17 protein-coding genes are annotated in these 18,808 nt (G+C 75.0%); 11 read left to right on the forward strand and 6 right to left on the reverse strand.

Annotated elements, in window-relative coordinates:
* Window positions 1-108: 108 nt before the first annotated feature.
* Together ACFV6D_RS32075 and ACFV6D_RS32080 are read right to left on the reverse strand one after the other, a co-directional pair.
* Window positions 109-495 carry a MerR family transcriptional regulator gene (locus ACFV6D_RS32075; RefSeq protein WP_063350400.1) on the reverse strand — a complete coding sequence of 129 codons (387 nt, stop codon included), beginning with the start codon at window positions 493-495 and terminating at the stop codon, window positions 109-111.
* Window positions 496-513: 18 nt separating this feature from the next.
* A complete protein-coding gene (locus ACFV6D_RS32080; protein WP_380562269.1) occupies window positions 514-1,536 on the reverse strand; it encodes a zinc-binding dehydrogenase in 1,023 nt (340 codons plus the stop codon).
* A gap of 200 nt (window positions 1,537-1,736) precedes the next feature.
* Here ACFV6D_RS32080 and ACFV6D_RS32085 point away from each other — a divergent pair, with 200 nt between their 5' ends.
* Entirely contained in the window at window positions 1,737-2,477 is a 741-nt protein-coding gene (locus ACFV6D_RS32085) for a PIG-L deacetylase family protein (RefSeq protein WP_380562271.1), read from the forward strand.
* Window positions 2,478-2,540: 63 nt separating this feature from the next.
* Here the strand turns inward: ACFV6D_RS32085 and ACFV6D_RS32090 are convergent, their stop codons facing one another.
* The 3 genes from ACFV6D_RS32090 to ACFV6D_RS32100 form a co-directional block, all read right to left on the reverse strand.
* Window positions 2,541-2,726: a hypothetical protein gene (locus ACFV6D_RS32090; RefSeq protein WP_380562273.1), complete on the reverse strand. Its 186-nt coding sequence runs from the start codon at window positions 2,724-2,726 to the stop codon at window positions 2,541-2,543.
* Between the two features lie 50 nt (window positions 2,727-2,776).
* Window positions 2,777-2,971, reverse strand: coding sequence for a DUF1918 domain-containing protein (locus ACFV6D_RS32095; RefSeq protein WP_363377130.1), 195 nt, complete (start codon window positions 2,969-2,971; stop codon window positions 2,777-2,779).
* A 140-nt stretch (window positions 2,972-3,111) separates the two neighbouring features.
* Complete coding sequence (locus ACFV6D_RS32100; RefSeq protein ID WP_380337338.1) at window positions 3,112-3,789, reverse strand: TetR/AcrR family transcriptional regulator; 678 nt, start codon at window positions 3,787-3,789, stop codon at window positions 3,112-3,114.
* Window positions 3,790-4,158: 369 nt separating this feature from the next.
* Between ACFV6D_RS32100 and ACFV6D_RS32105 the strand changes: the two genes are divergently transcribed.
* The 7 genes from ACFV6D_RS32105 (at window position 4,159) to ACFV6D_RS32135 (ending at window position 13,860) form a co-directional block, all read left to right on the forward strand.
* Window positions 4,159-4,956, forward strand: coding sequence for a phytanoyl-CoA dioxygenase (locus ACFV6D_RS32105; protein ID WP_363377132.1), 798 nt, complete (start codon window positions 4,159-4,161; stop codon window positions 4,954-4,956).
* A 94-nt stretch (window positions 4,957-5,050) separates the two neighbouring features.
* Window positions 5,051-5,641: a DUF6309 family protein gene (locus ACFV6D_RS32110; RefSeq protein ID WP_380491117.1), complete on the forward strand. Its 591-nt coding sequence runs from the start codon at window positions 5,051-5,053 to the stop codon at window positions 5,639-5,641.
* Entirely contained in the window at window positions 5,638-9,996 is a 4,359-nt protein-coding gene (locus tag ACFV6D_RS32115; protein WP_380562275.1) for an amino acid adenylation domain-containing protein, read from the forward strand. The genes ACFV6D_RS32110 and ACFV6D_RS32115 overlap by 4 nt, the downstream gene beginning before the upstream one ends.
* Before the next feature lie 145 nt (window positions 9,997-10,141).
* Window positions 10,142-11,416: an aspartate aminotransferase family protein gene (locus ACFV6D_RS32120; RefSeq protein WP_063350406.1), complete on the forward strand. Its 1,275-nt coding sequence runs from the start codon at window positions 10,142-10,144 to the stop codon at window positions 11,414-11,416.
* A gap of 18 nt (window positions 11,417-11,434) precedes the next feature.
* Window positions 11,435-12,295 (forward strand): TauD/TfdA family dioxygenase, encoded by an 861-nt coding sequence (locus tag ACFV6D_RS32125; protein WP_380562277.1) that lies wholly within the window; start codon window positions 11,435-11,437, stop codon window positions 12,293-12,295.
* A complete protein-coding gene (locus ACFV6D_RS32130; RefSeq protein ID WP_380562279.1) occupies window positions 12,292-13,062 on the forward strand; it encodes an SDR family oxidoreductase in 771 nt (256 codons plus the stop codon). Before ACFV6D_RS32125 ends, ACFV6D_RS32130 begins: the two co-directional genes overlap by 4 nt.
* Window positions 13,063-13,065: 3 nt before the next feature.
* Window positions 13,066-13,860, forward strand: a complete 795-nt coding sequence (locus ACFV6D_RS32135) for a class I SAM-dependent methyltransferase (RefSeq protein WP_380562281.1) — start codon at window positions 13,066-13,068, stop codon at window positions 13,858-13,860.
* Between the two features lie 50 nt (window positions 13,861-13,910).
* On the opposite strand, the gene cpt is transcribed toward ACFV6D_RS32135, so the two are convergent.
* The gene (gene cpt, locus ACFV6D_RS32140; protein WP_380562283.1) at window positions 13,911-14,477 is read right to left on the reverse strand and encodes a chloramphenicol phosphotransferase CPT; all 567 of its coding nucleotides are present in this window, start codon (window positions 14,475-14,477) and stop codon (window positions 13,911-13,913) included.
* A 262-nt stretch (window positions 14,478-14,739) separates the two neighbouring features.
* Between cpt and ACFV6D_RS32145 the strand changes: the two genes are divergently transcribed.
* From ACFV6D_RS32145 to ACFV6D_RS32155, 3 genes are read left to right on the forward strand one after another with little or no spacing between them, the layout of a single operon-like run.
* Complete coding sequence (locus tag ACFV6D_RS32145) at window positions 14,740-15,918, forward strand: terpene synthase family protein (protein WP_380562285.1); 1,179 nt, start codon at window positions 14,740-14,742, stop codon at window positions 15,916-15,918.
* A complete protein-coding gene (locus tag ACFV6D_RS32150; protein WP_380562287.1) occupies window positions 15,915-17,300 on the forward strand; it encodes a cytochrome P450 in 1,386 nt (461 codons plus the stop codon). The genes ACFV6D_RS32145 and ACFV6D_RS32150 overlap by 4 nt, the downstream gene beginning before the upstream one ends.
* The gene (locus tag ACFV6D_RS32155; RefSeq protein ID WP_063350413.1) at window positions 17,297-18,694 is read left to right on the forward strand and encodes an NAD(P)/FAD-dependent oxidoreductase; all 1,398 of its coding nucleotides are present in this window, start codon (window positions 17,297-17,299) and stop codon (window positions 18,692-18,694) included. Before ACFV6D_RS32150 ends, ACFV6D_RS32155 begins: the two co-directional genes overlap by 4 nt.
* Window positions 18,695-18,808 lie beyond the last annotated feature (114 nt).

Below are 18,808 nucleotides of genomic sequence, written 5' to 3' on the forward strand. Positions count from 1 at the left end.
GGGTGTTTGGTGGGCTGGGAGTTGTTTATAAGAGACAGCGCCTCCCCCGTCGCGGCGTTCCGGGCGAGCCGCGTTCCGGGCGCGCCGTGTTCCGGATGGTGGACCGGGTCAGCCCGGCAGGTCCGCGCCCCCGGCGGCGACGTGCCGGGCGAGGCGCTCGCGCAGGGCGGTCAGCCGGGCGATCTCGGCGTCCAGGGCGGCGAGCCGGGCGGTGACCACCGGGGCGAAGGTCTCCAGGCCGGGGGAGTCCGAGCAGCGGCGCGGCGGCTCCTCGGTGAGCAGGTCCAGGCGGTGCGGGCGGCTGGCCAGGTCGTCGACGGTCAGCCCGACGGCCAGCAGCCGGCGGATCGCCCGCACCCGGGCGACCTCGGTCGGCCCGTACTCGCGCTGGCCCGAGGCGGACCGGGGCGGCGGCGGCAGCAGCCCCCGCTGCTCGTAGAAGCGCAGTGCCCTGGGCGTGGTGCCCGCCGCTGCCGCCGCGTCCCCGATCCGCATGGCCGTTCCTCCTCGGTGCTATGCGAGGTCGACGATCGTCGCCCCGAAGGTGTCCCCGTCGAACAACCTCCGCAACGCCTGCGGCGCCTGGTCGATGCCCGCCACCCGCGTCGACGGGAAGACGATCTCGCCGGTGCGCAGCCAGCCGCCGAACCGCTGCCGCCACTCGGCCTCCAGGTCCGGGTGGTCCACGCCGGTGAAGCCGCGCAGGGTCAGGCCCAGCATGATCACCCGGAAGCTGTCCACCAGAGCCGGCGAACTGCCGCCCCGCCGCTCCGGTGCCAACTGCCCGGACAGCGCGCCGACCAGGGCGAACCGGGCCCCCGGCCGGGCCGCGTCGACGGCGGCCGTCAGCTGCTCCCCGCCGACCAGGTCCAGCAGCACGTCGACGCCCTCCGGCGCGGCCTCGGCCAGCTGCGCGGCGAACGGCCGCTCGCCGCGCAGCAGTACCGCGTCGTAGCCGAGTTCGGCGGTGAGCCGCTTCGCCTTGGCGGGGGAGCCGGTGGTGCCGATCACCCGGGAGGCGCCCAGCAGCCGGGCGACCTGCCCGGCCAGCGTGCCGACCGCGCCCGCCGCGCCGGTCACCAGCACCACGTCCCCCGGGCGTACCCCGGCGCTGCGGGTCAGCCCGCCGTAGGCGGCCGTGCCGGGGGAGAGCAGCGCCACCGGGTCCGGGAACCCCGGGTCGACCGGAGTGAACCCTGCGGCGTCCGCGACCACGAGGTCCCGCCACCCCCGCAGGTGGGTGACCAGGTCGCCCGGCCGAAGGTGCCCGCCCGCCGGAGCGGCCAGCACCTCCCCGAGGGCCGGCCCGTACAGCGCGTCCCCGGGCCCGATCGCCGGCAACGGCGCCCCCGTGAGCTCGCCCCCGATCAGCGTGCGCAGGCCCGGGAAGACCAGGAAGGCCCGATTGCGGACGACCACCTCGCCCGTCCCCGGCGCCGGCAACGGCTCCTCCACCACCGCGAAGTCCCCGGGCCCGGGCAACCCGCCCGGCTCGGTGACCAACCGGACGACCCGGGCCGTCGTGGGCAGCGTCATCGCAGCACTCCTCCAGAACCGACGCGGCGGCCGATCCGCCGCAGGTGCCCGGACGCTAACCCCTGACCCGTGCGTCAGGGGCAACCCGGCCGGCCTGGGAGGGTGTCCGACGGGGTGTGGGTGTGGGGGTCTTCTAGAGTCGCCTGCGGAACGACCGTATGACCATGCGACTGTGAGCCGCACCGAGAGGGACGAGCACCATGAGTGAGCAGGCCGTCGAGCCCTACCAGCCCGTCGACGAGGACTGGCAGACCGCGCTGGCCGTCGTCGCCCACCCGGACGACATGGAGTACGGCGCCGCCGCGGCCGTCGCGCGGTGGACGTCGCAGGGCAAGGAGGTCGTCTACGTGATGGTCACCAGCGGCGAGGCCGGGATCGACTCGATGAACCCCGAGGAGTGCGGGCCGCTGCGGGAGGCGGAACAGATCGCCTCGGCGCGGGTGGTCGGCGTCGACGTGGTCGAGTTCCTCGGGCATCCGGACGGGACGGTGGAGTACGGGCTGCCGCTGCGCCGCGACATCGCCCGGGCGGTGCGCCGGCACCGGCCGGACATCGTGATCACCAGCAACTTCCGGGAGACCTACGGCGGGACCGTCCCCAACCAGGCCGACCACATCGCGGTCGGGCGGGCCGCCCTGGACGCGGCTCGGGACGCCGGCAACCGGTGGGTGTTCCGGGAGCTGCTGGCCGAGGGCCACGAGCCGTGGAACGGCGTCCGACAGGTGTGGGCGGCGGCCTCGCCGGAGTCGGGTCACGCGGTGGACACCACCGAGCACTTCGACCTGGGCGTGGCCTCGCTGGAGGAGCACAAGGCGTACCTGGCCGGGCTGGGCGGGGCGATGGCGGACGCGCGCGAGTTCCTGGAGGGGGCCGGGCGGGGAGCGGGCGGCCGGCTCGGGGTGCGGTTCGCGGCGTCGTTCGAGGTGTTCCCGCTGCGCTGAGCCGCGCGGCCACCCGGATGGGCCGATGGCCCGGCTGACCGGCTGCCCGGCCTGGTTACCCGGTTACTCGGTGTCGGTGCCGGCGTACACGGAGGCGAGCACCAAGGCGGTCTGCCCGGGCACCGGGATGCCGCAGTTGTCGAGCAGCACGAGCAGCGCCACCGCGAGGTACTCGTAGTGGTCCAGCAGTGGCGCGAGCCCGGCGAGCCCGGCGAGCGTTCCGGGCAGCGGGGCCGTGGGGGCGGACACCGCTGCTCACCACCTCGCCCGGGTGGGGGGCGGGGCGGCGGGGGAGTCGGTCAGCGGTCCGCCGGGCGGTGCTCGATGGCGCAGTCGGGGCCGGGGTAGACCAGGCCTTCGTGGCCGTCCTCGAAGCGGACCATGTACGGCGGTTCGCCGTCGGTGCCGCGCACCTCGACGATCTCGCCCTTCTGGTCCGTCATGCCCACCGACCTGCTGTGGATGTGGAGCTGGTCACCTACCGCTGCGTGCATGGTCTGCTCCTCGGGTCGTGGCGGCCGCCTCTGCGGCCGTTCCGCCTTCCACTGTGCTGCGGCGGCGGCGGGCTCGCAACGGCGCGGGCGGGCGGGACGCGGGGGCGGGGCGGGACCCTAGGGGCGTGCGGGGACCGGTCTCAGCCGGCGGGCGGCTGCTCCGCGAGGTAGCCGCGGACCAGCCGCTTGCACTCGGCGATCAGCGCCGGATCGCCCTGCGGATCACCGCGGAAGGCCAGCTTGAGCACCGCGTCGGCGGCCTCCAGGGCGACCCGCAGGGCGAGGGTGAGCGCCGCCGGGTCGCCGGTGGCGAACACCTCGCCGCCGAGCGCCTGGAGGCGCAGCGCGACGGCGGTGTTGTTGTCCACGCCCGGGTCGAGCAGGTGCCGGTCGTCCCGCAGCCCGGCGGGGGCGGTCGCGTCGGCGAGGCCGAAGTCGAGCTGGCCGAAGCCGGGCACCGCGCGCTTCATCGCGACGAACTCCTCCACCGCGAGGTCGGTGAACCCGGCCGGGCCGAGGGGCGCGGCGGTCGCCAGCCGGTGGTCGAGCCGCTGGAGGTAGCGGTCGAGGTTGCGGCCGGCGAGGGCGGCCAGCAGGTCCTCCTTGCCGGCGAAGAACTGGTACAGGGTGCCGATCGGCACCTGGGCGCGCTGGGCGACCTCCTTGGTGGTGAGCGCGGTGGCGCCGACCTCGTCGAGCAGCCCGGCGCAGGCGTCGAGGATCCGGCCGTACCGCTCCTGGCTGCGCTGCTGGACCGGACGGCGCCTGGTCACGGGGCCCCGCCCGGCGCTCTCGTGACTCCTGGTGTCGCCGCTCATGACGTCACTGTGCCGCATCCGCTGTGCCAGCGGCGAATCACCGGGGCGCAATGGGTCCGGAGTTTCGGGTGGGGAACGGGTCGATTGGTGGCTGGAGCTGAACGTCACGGTGGCGGGAAGGTGTCCAGGAGTCGGCGGTGGTCTTGTGGTGGACACGATCAACGGTTCATACTCCTCAGCGGACTACCTTGCGTGATCAACTCGTGCCCTTTCGTGGTGAACGTGTGTCAGCTGTGGCGACGACGGACGAACCCGGCGCCACCCGAGGTCTGGATGATCCCGTGCGTTTCATAGAACCCGAACCTGTTCAGGTCCGATCCGCCGTGCCCGACTGTGCGACCCGTCATCCGGAAGGAGGGGGCCGGTTCGGTGACGCAGACTTCCGGAGGGCGTAAGGCCCTAGACACCGAGCAACACCGCCAGTTCCTGGAGTCCGGATACCTGGTCCTGCCCGGCCTGGTGCCGGAGCCGCTCGGGGCCAGGCTCGCCCCCGAGGTGGACCGCTGGGTGGACGAGGGCCTACGGGCCCGCTCGATCGCCGCCTGCACCGACCCCGCCCGGCACGGCCCGCCCCCGGTGCTGGAGCTGGAACTGCCGGCCCACGGCGAACTCCTCACCCACCCACCGCTGTTGCGGACGCTGTCCGGTCTGATGGGGCCGTCCTTCGTCTTCCACCACCTGCACAGCGACCGCCAGGCCCCGGGGATCCCCGGCAAGGCCTGGCACCACGACTGCGAGCCCAACGACCGCGCCGACCCGTCGCTGCTGATGGTCCACGCGCTGCACTACCTCGGCGGCCTGGACGAGAAGGTCGGCAGCCTGGCCGTCCTGCCCGGCTCGCACCGGCGTACCGTCGGGAAGACCGCGTACGCCCACCACGGCACCGCCGAACTGCCCGGCGAGGTGGTCATCGACCGGCTGCCGCCCGGCTCCACGGTGCTGCTCAACTCGGCGCTGTTCCACACCCGCAGACCGGCGCCGGACGGCCCGGGCAGGCCCCGGTACTTCATCGACGCGTCCTACTGCCAGGTGGGGGCGCGCTGGCGTCCGGTGAAGCCGCACTGGCGGCTGATGCTCGCCCGGGCCCGTGAACTCGGCCTGGCGGAGGGCCGGTGGCCGGAGCTGTTCGCGGAACGGCACTTCACCGAGTACGTCGGAACCGCCTGACCGGAACTGTCCGGCGAGAACTGTCTGACGAGAACTGTCCGGCGAGAACCGTCTGATCGGAACAGCCTGATCGGAACTGTCTGAGGAGCACCGCGTGGAGATCGTCACCGCCGTCGCCTACGCCGAGGTCCACCACGCCTACCTGCGGGACCACCCGGTGGAGCGCACCCACGAGGCGAACAGCAACCGGGACGGCGAGGAGAACGTCGAACGCGCCGGCCGGATCCCCGGCGGCTGGTGGCGCGTCCGGCTCTCGCGCTCGGACGTCCTCGGCGTCGTCCTGCCCTGGCACCTGAGCGAGGGCGGCGCGCGCGAACTCGTGCCCCGCTCCGGCCTGACGGTGGCCGAGGCGGCCGAGCGCATCCGCTCCGACGAGGCCGCCTGGTCGGCCGAGAACCCGGTCTGCGCCGCCAAGCTCCGGTTGCTGCGGTGGGCCCCGTTCACCCCGGTCTACCTGAGCACCGGCGCGGTCGAGCACTCCGACTACACGGACCTGCTGGTCCGGGAGGGACTGATCCACATCGACGGCCTGCACCGCATGCTGGCCTGGGAGCTGGCCGGACGCCTGCCCGACCGGCCCCGCCTGGACGCGTTCCTCGCGGGTGACCCCCTGGTCGTGGACCCGCACGCGACCGGGTCGGTCCGCGCCGGGCGGGCGGCCCGGACGGGAGGCGAGCCGGAGTGACCTTCGCGACGCAGCACGTCCGGTCCACGCCGTCCGCATCGTCCACGCCGCCCACGCCGTCCAGCCAGGCCGCATCGTCCGCCCGGTCGCTGTCCGGGTTCCTGTTACGGCTCGCCCGGGAGCACCCGGACCGGACCGCCCTGACCGACGGCGACCGCACCCTCGACTACCGCACCCTCGACGCCGCGGCGGGCCGGATCGCGGCCCGGCTGGCCGCGTCCGGCACCGGCCCGGGCGACCGGGTCGCCCTGCTCGGGCCCCGGGACGCCCGCATGCTGGTGCTGCTGCACGGCGTGCTGCGCTCGGGCGCGGCGGCGGTGATGGCCGACCCGGACTGGTCGGCGGCCGACCTCGCCCGGCGGCTGGCGGCCGTCCGGATCGGCCGGGTGCTCAGCACCGAGGCGGCCTTCCCCGGGCCGGAGGGCCATCCGGCCGAGGTGGTGGACGTCGACCGGCTGGCCGGGCCCGAGGGCCTGCCCGACGCACCGGGCAGCGCGCCAGGTACGACCGGTGGCCTCATGCCCGGCAGGGCCGGTGACCTCATGCTCTGCGGGGCCGAGGAGCTGATGCTCGGTGCGGCCGAGGACCCCGCGTACCTGTCCTTCACCTCGGGGTCGAGCGGTGAGCCCAAGGCGGTGGCCGTCACCCACGCCAACGCGGTGCACTACGCGCGGGCGCTGGCCGACCGGCTGGGTTTCACCGAGACCGACGCCCCGTGCGTCGCGCACGTCACCACGCTGGCCGCCGACCTCGGCCACACCGCCTGGCTGCTGGCCCTCGCGGTCGGCGGTTCGGTGCACGTGGTGCCGGACGGCGAGGTGCGCGACCCGGAGGCGTTCTGGGCATCGCTGCGGCGCGCCGGGGTGTCCGTGCTGAAGACCACCCCCTCGCACCTGACCGTCCTGCTGGAGGGCCGGCCCGGCGACGCCCCGCCCCTGCACACCGTGCTGCTCGGCGGTGAGGCGCTGCCGCGCCCGCTCGCGGCCGCCCTGCTCGACACCGGCGTCACCGCCCGGCTGGTCAACCACTACGGCCCGACCGAGACGACCGTCGGCGCCACCTGCTTCCTCGCCGCCACCGCCCGCCAGCTGCCGGCCGAGGAGCCGACCGTCCCGATCGGCACCGGGATCGGCGAGGTGCGGCTCGCCCTGCTGGACGGCGACGGGCGGCCGGTGCCCGACGGCGCGGTGGGGGAGCTGCTGATCGGCGGCCGGGGCGTCAGCGCCGGCTACTTCGGCCGGCCCGCCGAGACGGCGCGCGGCTTCGTCCGCCACGACGGTGAACGCATGTACCGCACCGGCGACTTGTGCCGCCGCCGGGCGGACGGGAGCCTGGTCTTCCTCGGCCGGGTGGACCGCCAGGTCAAGATCCGGGGCTACCGGGTCGACCTCGCCGAGATCGAGCGGGCGATGGACGACTTCCCGGGCGTCGCCCGGTCCGCGGTGCTGGTCCGGGAGACCGCCGTGGGGAACCAACTCCTGGCCGCTGTGCGGTTGTCGGCCGACGGCGCCGGGCTGGCCGGGATCGGCTCCTACCTGCGCGACCGGCTGCCCGGCTACTCCGTGCCGCAGCCGATCCTGACCCTGCCGGAGTTCCCGGTCGGGCCGAACGGCAAGCTCGACCGGGAGCGGCTGGCCGAGCTGGTCGCCGAACTGGTCGAGGCCCGGGCGGAGTCGGGGCCGCCCTCGGACGGGGACGCGCTGGCCCGGTCGATCGCCGGGTTCTGGGCGGCCGCGCTGGGCCTGCCCGGGGTCGGGCCGCACACCGACGTGCTGGACCTCGGCGGGGACTCCATCCTCGCCATGCGCACCGTCGCCTTCCTGCGCCGGTCGGGCCTGCGCGTCCACTACGACGACTTCTACCGGCACCCGACCGCGCACGGCCTGGCCGCGGCCGCCGCAGCCGTTCCGGTTCCGGCCGCCGCTCCGGCCGGGCGGACCGGAAGCGGCGACCAGGGGAGTCAACTCGCGCCCGCCCAGCGGTGGTTGTACCGCCAGAAGTCCGTCGACGACCTGCGGCACTGGAACCAGTCCGTCCTGCTGCGCTGCCGGACGGCCGTCGACCCGGCCGCGCTCTCGGCCGCCCTCGCGGCCGTCCTGGACCGCCACCCGGCGCTGCGGCGGCCCGTCTCGCCGGAGGGCTACGACGCACCCCGGCCGGTGGCCGACCTCGACCCGCTGTCCTTCTCCCGGATCCCGCGCGGGACGGCCCCGATCGCCGAGACCGTCGCCGGGGTCTGCACCGAACTCCACCGCAGCCTGGACCCGTTGGCCGGCCGGCTGCTGCGCGCGCACCTGTTCACCGGCCCGCCCGGTGCCGACGACCGGCTCGCCCTGATCGCGCACCACCTGGTGGTCGACGGGCTGTCCTGGCGCATCCTGCTGGACGACCTCGCCCACGCCTACCGGGCGGTGCTCGACCAGAAGCCGGCCGACCTGCCGCCGACCCCGGACTTCTACCAGTGGGCCGCCGCCGCGCCGCCGCCCCCGGCGTCGGTGCCGCCTCCCGCAGCGTCCGCGCCGGCGTCCGCGCCGGAGCCCGTGGTCCGCGCGCAGCCGGCGGCCGTCGGCTGGACGCTCGACGAGGACGGCACCGCCCGGCTGGTCGGCCGCCACGGCGGCGGGACGGGCCTGGAGGCCTTCCTGCTGGCCGCCTTCGCCGACGCCGTGACCGGCTGGAGCGGCCACCCGCGGCTGCCCGTCGAGGTGGAGACCCACGGCCGGGACACCGCCGGCGATCCGGGCGAATTCCTGGACACCGTCGGCTGGTTCACCGCCGTCAAACGGCTGGTGGTCGAGGCGTCGGCCGGTCCCGAGGGCGCCGCGCAGCGCCTGCGCGAGGCCCCCGTCCAGGCGATGGACGCACCCGGCACCCGCCCCGCCGCCGGGTTCAACTTCCTCGGCACCTTCCGGCTGCCCGAGGAGCCCGCACTGGACTGGACCGTCGCGGACGAGCAGGCCGGAGTGGCCCGTTGCACCGGCGGAGACCCGCTGTACGACCTGCGGCTCACCGCCCGCATCGTGGAGAACCGGCTGGTCGCCGACCTGGTGTACGGGTGGCCCGGCCTGCCGCACCCCGCCGCCGAGCGGATCGTCGCCGCGTTCGCCGGGACGGTGGCCACCGAGGCCGGTGCCGGTGCCGGTGCCGGTGCCGAGGCTGGTGTCGGTGCCGGTACCGCCACCCGGCCCGTCCGGGCGCCGCTGTCGACCTCCGGCCAGCTGCTCCACCCCGGCACCCGGGCACCCGCCGTACCGGCGGCCCGCACCACGGTGCGCGAACCCGCCCGGGTGCTGCTCACCGGCGCCACCGGCTACCTGGGGCGGCACCTGCTCGACGCCTTCGTCCAGCGGGGCGCCCACGTCACCTGCCTGGTCCGGGCCGAGCACGACGCCGGCGCCGTCCGGCGGTTAGGCGCGGGCGCGGGCGCAGACGACGGCCGGATCCAGGTCGTCGCCGGGGACATCGACCGGGAGGGGCTGGGCCTGTCCCCGGCCGGACTGGCGCGGGCCCGGGGCGCGCAGCTCGTCGTGCACGCCGCCGCGGACGTCCGGCTGGTGGCCTCGCCCGACGACCTGGAGCGGACCAACCACACCGCGGTGCGGCGGCTGCTCGGCTGGATCGACGAGCACGCCCCGGCGGCCCGCGTCCACCACGTCTCCACGCTCGCCGTCGCGGGCGGCGTGGACGGCCCGCCCCGCCGCTTCAGCGAGGCCGACCTGCGGATCGGCCAGCACTTCCGCACCCCGTACGAGCGGACCAAGTTCGCCGCCGAGCAGACCGTCCGCGCCTGGGCGGCCACCGGGCGGGCCGCCTACCTGTACCGCAGCGGCCACATCGCGGCGCACAGCCGGACCGGCGCCTTCCAGGCCAACATCGGCGACAACCGGATCTACCAGCTGATCCGCGGCTACCTGCTGGCCGGCGCCGCCCCGCGCCGGCCGCGCACCACCTACGCGTTCTCCTACGTCGACACCGTGGCCGCCGGGATCGCCGCGATCGCGCTGGACCCGTACGCCGCGCCGGGCGCCTACCACGTCGAGAGCCCGCACGAGACGCCGCACGACGAACTCGTCCGCTGGCTCGCCGGCCACGGCCACCCCGTCCGGCTCACCGACGACGAGGCCTTCGCGGCGGCGATCGCCCGGGCCGAACGCGACCACCCGACGGCGGCGGGGCTGGCCGCCGCGTGGTCCCTCCAGGAGGAGCGCAACGTCCTCGTGGACCGCGCGTACACCACCTCCGTGCTGGACCGGCTGGGCGTCCGGTTCGCCGAGCCCACCCCGCAGTGGTGGTCGGCCGCGCTCACCCGGGCCGCCGAGGCCGGCTACCTGCCGCCCGTCGCGCCGCCGCACTGACCTCCGTCCGCCGTACCGACCCGTCCGCCGTACCGACCCCCGTCCGCCGTACCGCTCCGTCCGCCGCGCCGGCGCCCCGTGAGCCGCGCCCCGTGAGCCGCGCCCCCACCGACCCGTACCCCCAGACCCATGGAAGGCGGACCTCGTGTCCCAGCTGTCCCCGGTGCTCAAGCAGGCCACCCCCGTCGTCGCCACCCGCGGCGAAGGGCTCCACCTCTTCGACGCCGACGGCCGCCGCTACCTCGACTTCACCTCCGGCGTGGGGGTGACCAGCACCGGCCACTGCCACCCGCGCGTGGTCGAGGCGGTGCGCGAGCAGGCCGGCCGGCTGATCCACGGCCAGTACACCACCGTGCTGCACGACCCCTTGCTCACCCTCACCGAGCGGCTCGGCGAGGTGCTGCCGCCCGGCCTGGACTCGCTGTTCTACGCCACCGCCGGCAGCGAGGCGGTGGAGGCGGCGCTGCGGCTCGCCCGGCACGCCACCGGCCGGCAGAACGTGATCGTCTTCGAGGGCTCCTTCCACGGCCGCACCATGGGCGCGGCCGCGCTCACCACGGCCGGCAGCCGCTTCCGCGCGGGCATCGGCCCGGTGATGCCCGGTGTCGCGGTGGCGCCGTTCCCCGACGCCTTCCGGCTCGGCCTGAGCCTCGGGCTGAGCGAGGCGCAGGCCGTCGAGCACGCCCTGCGCGGGCTCGACCAGGTGCTCGCGACCGTCAGCGCCCCCGCCGAGACCGCCGCGATGTTCGTCGAACCGGTGCTCGGCGAGGGCGGCTACGTGCCCGCGCCCGCCGGGTTCCTCGCCGGGCTGCGCGAGCGCGCGGACCGGCACGGCATCCTGCTGGTCGTCGACGAGATCCAGACCGGCTTCGGCCGCACCGGCCGGTTCTGGGCCCACCTGCACCACGACGGCGTGGTGCCCGACGTCCTGATCACCGCCAAGGGCCTGGCCAGCGGCTTCCCGTTGTCCGCGATCGCCGCGCCGACCGACCTGATGCGGCGGGCCTGGCCCGGCTCGCAGGGCGGCACCTACGGCGGCAACCCGGTCGCCTGCGCCGCCGCGCTGGCCACGCTGGACGTCATCCGGGACGAGCAACTGGTCGACAACGCCGCCGAGCAGGGGTCGCGGCTGCTGGACGGCCTGCGGGCGGTCGCCGCCGGAGCGCCGGGCGTCGCCGACGTCCGGGGCCTCGGGCTGATGATCGGCAACGAGTTCTGCCACCCGGACGGCTCCCCGGACCCGGACACCGCCAAGCGCGCCCAGCAGGCGGCGGCCGACCTCGGCCTGCTGCTGCTGATCTGCGGCGTCCACCTGAACGTGGTCAGGATGATCCCGGCGCTGACCGTCACGGCCGGGCAGGTCGACGAGGCGCTGGCGCTCTGGTCCAAGGCGGTGGCGGCGGCCGCCGCCCAGCGGTAGAGAGGAGTGGTTCCGCACATGTACGACGACACGGTGTCCGAGATCGGCTGGAGCAGCGAGGAGCTGGAGGAACGGCGGGAGCTGTGGTCGCTCCCGCTCGACGAGGGGGAGCGACAACTGCTCTGGGCGGACGCGCGGGCCGAGCGGTGGGGCGCGGCCGAGCCGGTCCGGGCGAAGCTGCGCGCGCTCGTCCAGGGCGGCGCCCGCTCCGTCGGCGTCGCCCACGTCGTGGGGCTGATGGATCCGACCGCCCCGGAGGAGGAGGTCGCGGCCGCCCTGTCCTTCCTGCTGCGGGACTTCGGCGAGATCGTCCCGCAGAACGGGCGCGGCGACCTCACCCAGGTGCTGCGCGACCAGGACGGCGACGGCAACACCGAACTCGGCTTCCACTGCGACACCTGCGACCTGCTCGTCCTGCTCTGCATCCAACCCGCCTACAACGGTGGAGGGTTGACCAAGCTGGCGAGCGCGCGGCACGTCTACGACCTGATCGGGCGGGAGCGGCCGGACGCCCTCGTCACCCTCACCGAGGAGTGGACCTTCGACCGGACCGGACGGGCCGGGCCCCAGGTCGTGGTCTCCCCGATCCTCTACACCCAGAAGGACGGGACCATCGCCTGCTACTACCAGACGCGCACCGTCCGCTCGTCCCCCGACCGCGGCGGCCCGCCGCTGACGGACCGCCAGTGGGACGCGCTCGGCGTGCTCGACGAGGTGCTCTACCGGCCCGAGATCGCCTTCGGCCTCCCGATGGCCGCCGGAGACCTGCTGATCATCCGCAACAGCCGGGTCCTGCACGGGCGTTCGGCCTACGTGGACGAGCCGGCGCCCAACTCCCGGCGGATGCTGCGGATCTGGATGAACACGGAGGACATGTGACCGGGAGCGCGCAGACACCGCACGGGCGGACCGCCGTCGTCACCGGCGGCGGCAGCGGGCTCGGCCGGGCCGTGTCCCTGGCGCTGCTGGGCGCCGGCTGGTCCGTCGCACTGGCCGGGCGGCGCAAGGACGCCCTCCAGGAGACCATCGCCCTCGCCGACGTCGACCCCGCCCGGGTGCTGGCCGTCCCGACCGACATCCGCCAACCGGAGGAGGTCGCGGCCCTGTTCGACGCCGTCCGCGACCGCTTCGGCCGGGTCGACCTGCTGTTCAACAACGCCGGCGCCGCCGCCCCGCGCCGGCCCATCACCGAGACCCCGTTCGAGGACTGGAACCGCGTCCTGGACACCATCGTCACCGGCGGCTTCCTCTGCGCCCGCGAGGCCTTCCGGGTGATGAGCGCCCAGTCCCCGCAGGGCGGGCGCATCATCAACAACGGCGCGCCGTCCGCCCACGTCCCGCGGCCCAACTCCATCGCCTACACGGCCGCCAAGCACGCCGTCCTCGGCCTCACCAAGGTGCTCTCCCTGGACGGCCGCGCGTACGGCATCGCGGTCGGCCAGATCGACGTCGGCAACGTCACCCCGGTCGACGGCGGCCAGCAGCCCGCCGCCATGCAGGCGGACGGCACGATGGCGGTCGAGGCGACCATCCCGGTGGAACGCTTCACCGAGGCCGTCCTGCTGATGGCCTCGATGCCGCCGGACACCAACGTCCAGTCCCTGACCGTCCTGCCCACCACCATGCCGTACGTCGGGAGGGGCTGAACCGTGCTGGTCAGCGCACGTTCCTTCGACGAGTACCGCGCGATGTTCGCGCTCACCGACGGCGACCTCGCCCCCGGCCGGCGCATCCTGGACTGCCCGGGCGGCGCGGCCGCCTTCACGGCCGAGGCCGGCCGGCGCGGCATCGACGCGGTGGCCGTCGACCGCGAGTACGCCCACCACCGGGAGGACCTCGGCGTCCTCGTCGAACGGGAGACCCGGCACAAGCGCGACCAACTGGTCGAGAACGCCTCGGACTTCGTCTGGACGTGGCACGGCGACCCGGACAGTCTCACCCGCCTGCGGATCGACAGCGCCCGCGACTTCCGGGCCGACATCGCCGCCCGCCCGGACCGCTACGTCGTCGGCTCACTGCCCGAACTCCCGTTCGCCGACGACTCCTTCGACCTGGTGCTCAGCTCGCACCTGCTCTTCTCCTACGGCAACCGGCTGGACGGGGACTTCCACCTGGCGGCCCTCCTGGAACTCGCCCGGATCGCCCGCCGCGAAGTCCGGCTCTTCCCGGTCATGGTGTACGACACCGGCGTCCGCTACGGGGAGCTGGACGGGCTGCGCCACCACCTGGACGCCCTCGGGATCCCGAGCCACGTGGAGCGGGTGGAGTACGAATTCCAGCCCGGGGACAACGAGTTGCTCGTGCTGTCGTGCGCCGACTACCGGCCGCTGGCTCGGGCCGGGGCGCCGGGAGCCGACGCGTCGATGCCGGGCGCGTCGGTGGCGGGCGCTTCGGTGTCAGGCGCTGCCGACCCGGTGCGGTGGCGGCACCGGGAGAACCCCTGACATCAGGCCCGAGCCCTGGCCCGAGCCCTGGCTCTGACCCTGGCCCCGGGTCACCCGCCGACGGGGGCGGATCCGGCGGCGTCGCCTTCGAGGTGGGCGGCAATCCTCCGCGCGCACTCCAGCGACTCGGTGCGCGAGGTGTCCACCTCCAGGTCGTAGCGCACGCCCTGGTGGACCAATTCCGCCTGCGAAGCGGCCATCCCCAGGATCCGGTTCCCCCGGGCGAGCTCCCGGCCGGTGGCCACCGCCACCTCGCAGCGGACTCCGACCCACAGCACATCCAGGCCCACGAGCGCCTTCTCCCAACGGAGTTGGGACTCCGCCCGGCCGAGGAAGACCTCGTCGACGATCACCCGCGCGCCCGCCCCCGCCATGGTCGCGACCCCCGCGATCCACGCCGCCTGCAAGGCCTGGAACTTTGACCCGACGCTCACCCCGCCGTCGGCCGCGAAACCGATGCCCCCGTCCGTATCGTGCAGGGACGCGGGCATCGCCTCGATCAGGGTGTCGACCCCGACCGTCAGCCAGGGCTCCGGCAGCACCGCCTGCAGACACCGGGCGATCCCGGACTTGCCCGAGCTGGAACCACCGTTCAGCACAATCACCTGAGTCGCCATCCCGCCACCGTAGCCACCCCGGCGCCACATCCCAACCGGATATCGGACGCCCGGCGAGAGCCTGGCCGCCGCCGGGTGGGGCGCGCCGGGAGGGGCCGGGCGGCACACGGGGAACGGTCACGGTCCGTGTCGACGTGGTGACGGCGCGATCACTCGTGCGGGGGAAAAGCGATGGTTGCGCTTTGAACAGTCGCGGTGGCTGGCCAGACTGGTCCTTCTCCGACCGGCCGGTCGGAGGTGGTGAGCGAGGGGGAGCACGGGCATGGGCGTTTCGTCGTACCGCGGCATGTGTGGCCTCGCCGCCGAGCACCCCGGAGGCCCGGACCTCCTCGCGGGAGTCGCCAGACCGGCGCCGCATGGCGAGGCCGGCGCCCTCCGCCGCGACGTCGGGGCGTGGCTGGTGGCGAGCGGGGTGCTCGGCGGTGACGTCCAAGGGTTCCTGGCACAGGGCCACCTGGACCTGGTGGCGGAGGCGTGGGGCGACGTCCCCCGGGGGCCGAGGCTGGTTGCGGCGGCGAAGTGGCTGGTGCTCACCTGGATCCTCGACGACCGCTTCGACGACCAGTGGATCGGCCGGCCCGTCACGGCGGCCCGGCGGACCGTCCAGGCGCTCACGGACGTCCTGGACGGCGGTTCGGGCGTCGACTCGGACAGCGTTCCGGGTGGCGGCTCGGACGGCGTTCCGGACAGCGTTCCGGGCGGTGGCCCGGATGGTGCCTCGGACGGCGGCTGGGATGGCATCGAGCCGCCCGGCGACGCACTCGTCGAGGCGTTCGCGGTGCTGTGGCGGGAGACGGTCGAGCTGACGCCGCCGCAGTGGCGGGCGCGCTACGCGGCGTACTTCCGCGCGTACCTGGACACCTCGCTCGGCTACCTCGACGAGGCCTCACTCCGCGACACCGCCTTCCGCGACACCGCCTTCCGCGACGCGCCCTTCCGCGACACCCCCTTCCACGACCTCGGGACCGCCGCCCCGGCCGGCGCCGTGCAGACCGTCCCCGAGTACCTACGCCGACGGGACCAGGACGGCGCCGTGTCGTGCGCGGCGGGGTGGATCGAACTCGCCCACGGCCTGGACCTCGCCGACGAGGTGTTCCGGCACCCGAGGGTGGCGGACCTGCTGATGCGCTTCAACCACGTCGTCTGCTGGGTCAACGACCTCTACTCCGCCGAGGGGGAGTCCGCCGCCGGGAACGGCAAGAACCTGCTGCGCTCGTTCACCGTCCACGAGGGCCTGGCCCCCCAAGAGGCGTCGGCCCGGCTCGGGGCCCTGTGCGAGGCCGAGTCGACGACGCTGGAGTTCCTGGCGGACGGCATCGCCCGCGACCCGTCGTCGCCCGGCGAGGTCCGGGCCTTCGCCCTCGGGCTGGTCCGCTTCACCCGCGCGCTCATCCACTGGACGGCGACGGCCGCCCGCTACCGTACGGAGTCACCGCGATGATCCCCCGTCCGCCCGGCGGCCTGCCGCTGCTCGGGCACCTGGTGCCGTTCCTGCGCGACCCGCTGGCGTTCCTGCGTTCCCTGCCCCGGTACGGCGGCCTCGTCCAGATCAGACTGGGGCCGGTTTCGGCGGTGGTGGTCTGCGACCTGGAGCTGACCCGGCACGTCCTGCGCGAGGACCGGGTCTTCGACAAGGGCGGGTTCCTGTTCGAACGGGTCCGCGACTTCGCCGGCAACGGCCTGGTGACCTGCCCCCACGCCGACCACCGCCGCCAGCGCCGCTACGTCCAGCCCGCCTTCCGCGCCGACCGGATCGCGCGGTACACGGAGGTGATGGCCCGGGAGGCCCGACGGCTGGCCGGGTCCTGGAGCGACGGGCAGGAGGTCGACATCACCGCCGAGTTGAGCCTGGCCGCCGGGCGCAGCCTGGTCTCGACCCTGTTCACCCGGCTGCCGTTCACCGGCCTCCAGGAGACCGTCGACGACTTCGTCCTGCTCATCGGCGGCTCCTACCGGCGCATGCTGCTGCCCCACCGGCTCAACCGGATCCCGCTGCCGGCCAACCGCCGCTACGACGCCGCCCGCACCCGGCTGGTGCGCCTGGTCGACGAGGTCGTCACCGCCTACCGCGCGGATCCGGAGGACCGGGGCGACCTGGTGTCGACGCTGGTGGCCGCCGACGCGGGCGGGCAGGCGCTCTCCAACGCGGAGGTCACCGACCAGGTGATGACGATCTTCGCCGCCGGCTTCGACACCATCGCCAACTCCACCGTGTGGGCCCTGCACCTGCTCGCCCAACACCCGGACATCGCAGACCGGGTCCGAGCCGAGGTGGACGCGGCCCGCGTCGACGCGACCGGGGTGAACGTAGCCGAGGCGGACAGGGCCGAGGCCGACGCCACCACGGCGGCCGGCACGTCGGCGAGCGTGGACGGGCTGGAGCTCACCACCCGGGTCGTCCGCGAGGCCGTCCGGCTGTACTCCCCGGGCTGGCTGCTCACCCGCGTCACCACCACCGACACCGAACTCGGCGCGCACCGCCTGCCCGAGGGCACGTCGGTCATCTACAGCCCTTACCTGCTCCACCGCCAGCCCGCCCTGTTCCCCGAGCCCGACCGCTTCGACCCCGAGCGGTGGGTGGGCGTCCACCCGCAGCGCGGCCCGTTCATCGGCTTCGGCGCGGGACCGCGCCGCTGCGTCGGCGAGCAGTTCGGCATGACCGAGTCCGTCCTGCTGCTCGCCACGATCATGCGGGCCTGGCACCTGGAGCACGTCCCCGGCCGGACCGTCCGCGAGATGCCGCTCGCCACGCTGCGCCCCGGCCCGGTGTGGATGCGCGCGACCCGCCGTGACGGCCTCGTCCGCACCGGGGCCGCCGGGTGAGCACGGCCCTCGTCCTCGGCGGCGGCCTGGCCGGCACGCTGGCGGCCGCCGCCCTGGCGCCGCACGCCCGGAGCGTCACCGTTCTCGAACAGGACGTCCTGCCCGTCCTGCCCGGCCCGCGCCGGGGCCTGCCGCAGGGCGAGTTCAGCCACATCCTGCTCGGCGGCGGCGCGGACGCCGTCGAGGAGGTCCTGCCCGGAACGCTCGACGCCCTGCTCGCCGCCGGCGCCCACTACCGCTCGATCCCCGCCGGCCTGCTGATGCGCCTCGGGCCGGGCTGGCTCCAGGGCTTCGACTCGCCGGCCTACCTGATCGCGTGCAGCCGGCACCTGCTCGACCACGTCGTCCGGCGGCGGCTGCGCGAGCAGGCGAACGTGACGGTCCGCGAACGCACCTCCGTCCTCGGCCTGGTGGGCGGCCCGGGCCGGATCGTCGGGGTCCACATCGAGAACCCGGACGGATCGCGGGAGACCCTGCGGGCCGACCTGGTCGTCGACGCGACCGGCCGCCGCTCCCGCGCCCCGGAGTGGCTGCGCGCCCTGGGGGTCGAGGGCTTGTGCGAGGAGACGGTGGACGCCGGACTCGCCTACGCCGCCCGGGTGTTCGAGACGCCGGGCGGAAACGAGGGCTTCCCGGTGGTGAGCATCGTGCCCGTCCCGGGGCGCGGCCGGCCCGGTCGGGGCGCCACCATCATCCCGATCGAGGACGGGCGCTGGATCGTCACGCTCTCCGGCACCCGGGGCGGCGAACCCGCCCGGGGCGAGCGGGAGTTCCACGACTTCCTGAAGGCGCTGGACCACCCGGTCGTCCACGACCTCGCCCGCGCCGCCCGCCCGCTCGGCCCGATCCGCACCTGCCACGGGACGCTGAACCGCCGGCGCCGCTACGAGTGCTACGAGGGCGGCCAGCTGGCCGGGTTCGCCGCCACCGGCGACGCGGTGGCGGCGCTGAACCCGGTGTACGGGCACGGCATGACGGTCGCCGCCCAGTGTGCCGCCGCCATCCGCGCCGCCGTCGACAGCGAAGGCCTGCACCCGGGGGTGAGCGCACTGATCCAGCGGCGGATCGCCAGGGTCGTCGACACGCCCTGGGACATGGCCAAGGACCAGGACGAGGGCTTCCCGGACGCGCTGTCGAGCCACCCCGCCACCGCCGCCGGGCCCGCCGCCGTGTTCACCCGCTGGTACACCCGCCGGGTGCTGGGCGCAGCCCTCACCGACCCCGCCGTCTCGGCCGCCTACTTCGAGGTGTTCTCCCTCGCCGCGAGACCCGCCCGGCTGGCCAGACCCGCGGTGGCCCTCGGCGCACTGCGACCCCGGCGCGCCCACCCGCCGACCGCCGGCCAGGCGATCGCCCGCTTCCCGGGGGTGGCCGCGCTGGCCGGGCCCTACTGACCGGCCCGGACGGCCGGAACCGCCCAACCTCCCGTTCCCGCGCTCCTGTTCACGCCGTTGCCGTCGACGCCGCCCTCGAACGCCCAGGTCCTGTCCCACCAAGATCGGTCGGAC

The sequence above is a fragment of the Kitasatospora sp. NPDC059812 genome (assembly GCF_042732075.1).
Classification (GTDB): domain Bacteria; phylum Actinomycetota; class Actinomycetes; order Streptomycetales; family Streptomycetaceae; genus Kitasatospora.